2 protein-coding genes are annotated in these 3,326 nt (G+C 61.9%); both read left to right on the top strand.

Going from position 1 to position 3,326, the window contains the following annotated elements; translation table 11 throughout:
- Window positions 1-208 precede the first annotated feature (208 nt).
- Window positions 209-745 carry a transposase gene (locus SH809_03185; protein MDZ4698688.1) on the top strand — a complete coding sequence of 179 codons (537 nt, stop codon included), beginning with the start codon at window positions 209-211 and terminating at the stop codon, window positions 743-745.
- Between the two features lie 368 nt (window positions 746-1,113).
- The gene (locus tag SH809_03180; GenBank protein MDZ4698687.1) at window positions 1,114-3,003 is read left to right on the top strand and encodes a M1 family metallopeptidase; all 1,890 of its coding nucleotides are present in this window, start codon (window positions 1,114-1,116) and stop codon (window positions 3,001-3,003) included.
- Window positions 3,004-3,326: the final 323 nt, after the last annotated feature.

Here is a 3,326-nt window from a genome sequence, read left to right as displayed (position 1 = left end):
GGATCATATGGGGATGGATGATCGCATACGCGGCATCGATGAGGCAGCGCGCACGGGGGCCATCAAAATAGCGGCGGCGAGGGCGGGTGTCAAAATGACGCTTCGACTACCCCGATAGCTTGCCCCCTTTTTTTGCGTGGGGAGGGTATGCGAAGTGCGCTCGTTACGTCTAGAAAGGGAAACGCCTTCATCCGTCAAACGGCAGCCCATGGCCCACCGCCCCCCCGACGACTCGATGAATAGATTCCCAGAACGCTTCCAGGGACGATATCGCATCCCCTCCGCGCGCCTGGCTGGCCGGGATTATGGGGAAATCGGGGGGTATTTTGTGACCATCAATACAAAAAATGGTCAACCCTACTTTGGCCGGCTGGTCCGGGGCCGCGTCATGTTGTCATTACTTGGGCAAGCTGCATGGGATTGCTGGGCGACCATCCCCGAATACTTCCCGAACGTTATCGCGGATACCTTTGTGGCGATGCCGAATCATGTTCATGGGATCATATGGATAAAAGAGCACCGATCGCCGGAGGCGGGGCCCAACCGATTTGGTCCGCAATCGCTAAACCTGGGATCGATAATGCGAGGATACAAAAGCGGCGTAACGATGTACGCCCGCCGGCGCGGCCTGGAATTTGGCTGGCATCCGCGATTCTACGACCGGATTATCCGCGACGCCATCGCCTACGAACGAATCCGACGCTATATCCTGGACAACCCCGAAAAGGGCGGCCGGGGCAAATAATCCCCGCCGCCGCCGCCGCCGCCGCCGCCGCCGTACAGACGCCTACATGGCGTCTCTTTTATGGCCTTCATTCATCGCATACGCATCATTTTTTTGGGGATGAGGCGATGGGAATGGGGGGAGAAGGAGACGCCAAGTATGGCGTCTCTACAGGGCGCGGGCGACGGGGCGCGCACGATGGGCGACGGGGCGCGGGCGACGGGGCGCGGGCGACGGGGCCCGCACGATGGGCGATGGGGCCCGCACGATGGGGCGGATGGACGCGACACCGGGCCGGGGTGGCTTGCGATTGGGACGTCGGGCGCAATATGTTACGCCGCGACGGGCGAAGCCCGTGGCTCCGCGTCATCCATCGCATCGGAAACACCATGTATACACTTTACTTGCTGGCGTTTTTCGCGCTCGGAACCTTGACGGCGTCCGCCCAGGAAGCCTCCCCCTTCCACCCTCTCGACCTGCCGGCCGCGAATACCTACCGCACCGGCTCGGGCCGGCCGGGCGTCGACTACTGGCAGCAACGGGTGGACTACACCATCCAGGCCTCACTAAACGTCGAAACCAACGAAATAACGGGCTCGGAAACCATTCGGTATACTAACAACTCCCCGGATGACCTCCCCTACCTGTGGATGCACCTCGAACAGAATATGTGCGCCCCGACAAGCGTCACGAATCAGCTCGACCAGCCGCCGTTTATTTTCCTCGGGTCGGTGTTTGATTTTTCGTGTCAGGGCTTTGAGGGGGGCATCTTCATCAACCGGATTCAGTCCGCCGGCCGCGACCTCGCCCATCATATCTACAACACAACCATGCGGGTCGACCTCGCGGAGCCGCTCCCGCCCGGCGGAGTGCTCGCGTTCGACGTCGACTGGCGCATGATCATCCCGCCCTACGGCGGCGCTCGCATGGGGCGCGACGAGGCCCTCTACGAAATCGCTCAGTGGTACCCCCGCCTGGCGGTGTACGACGACGTCCGCGGATGGAACAACGAGCCGTACATCGGCGCCGGCGAATTTTACCTGGAATACGGGGATTTCGACGTCACGTTGGATCTGCCGGCCACCTACCTGGCCGTCGCGACCGGTGAATTACAGAATCCCGAGGCCGTGCTTACGCCGACCCAGCGCGAGCGGCTTGCCCGCGCTATAGCGTCCGAAACGCCGGTTTCAATCGTCACGAAGGACGAGGCCGGCAACACGGCTCGCACCCGGCCATCTTCTTCCGGCCGGCTCGACTGGCACTTCAAAGCATCCGATGTGCGCGACTTCGCCTTCGCCGCCAGCCCGAACTTCCGCTGGGATGCCGCCGGCTGGAACGGGGTCCTCATACAGACCTTCTACCGCTCCGAGGCCACCAAGTGGGAAGAAGCCATCCGCATGGCTGTCCATTCCATCAAGACCTTCAGCGAGATGTGGCACCCCTATCCGTATCCCCACGCCACCACCGTCGAAGGCCCCATCGAGGGGATGGAGTACCCGATGCTCACGTTCGTGCCGGACAATGCCCGCGTGGAAGACCTCCACTGGGTGCTGGCGCACGAATTCGGGCACGAGTGGTTTCCGATGCTCGTCGGCTCCAACGAGCGGTTGTATCCGTGGATGGACGAGGGCTTCAACACCTTCATGGACCTGTACGTGGCGGCGGATTACTACAAGGGCACCGAATACGGCGAGTCCATCGAGTGGAATCCGCTTGCCATCTACCCGGATAACGCCGTCCCGGGGGAAGAACAGGCCCTCATCACCCGCCCTGTCGCCCAGTACAACCTGGCGTGGACAGCCTACAACAAGCCGGCGCTCATGCTCCAGCTCCTCCGCCACGAGGTGCTCGGCCCCGAGCGGTTCGACGCGGCCTTTAAGGCGTACATCCAGGCATGGACGAACAAACACCCGACGCCGGCCGACTTCTTCCGCATCATGCGAGACGTCTCAGGGATGGACCTCGACTGGTTCTGGCGCGGATGGGTGATGACGCCGGCGCGCCTCGACCAGGCCGTGCTGGGCGTCGTCCCACGCGCCGAAGGCGGCTCGAACGTGCGGCTCCAGAACAAGCAGGACATGGTGATGCCGCTGGAACTGCGGGTCGACTTCGCCGACGGCACGACGCAGACCTTCCGGCTGCCCGTGGAGATGTGGAATCAGGGGCCGATTTTCACCTACCGCGTCCCCGGAACCACAGCAGTACGCACCGTGGAAATCGATCCGCGCCGGCGGATGCCGGACGACGAGCGGACGAATAACGTCTGGCGGGCGCCCTGAATGCTTAAGGGAGGATTCCAGCACGAGACGTGTTGAACAGCAGGTGGCCGAGCCGCGGCTCGTGTCCAGCCGGTAGAAGTACACGCCGGCCGGCTTGCCCGGAGAGGCCACATGCGGGCCCGAGATGTTGATGAAATCATGGGCTTTATTCGCGAGCTTCACACGCACTTGATAACGAGTTGGGATGGGCACTTCAGCCGTTAAAATCAGCCAGGCCAGGGCACTAAGTATCATCACGGTAAATCCGTTGAATGCCTGCGACGACCGTTCAAGGTTAGAGGCTGAGGGAAGCCACATTAAACCTTGAGAAACTGTTGAGATGT

The sequence above is a fragment of the Rhodothermales bacterium genome, from assembly GCA_034439735.1.
Classification (GTDB): Bacteria; Bacteroidota; Rhodothermia; order Rhodothermales; family JAHQVL01; genus JAWKNW01.
The sequence above is the reverse complement of the archived record's forward strand: the minus strand, read 5'-3'. Positions and strand labels throughout refer to the sequence as shown.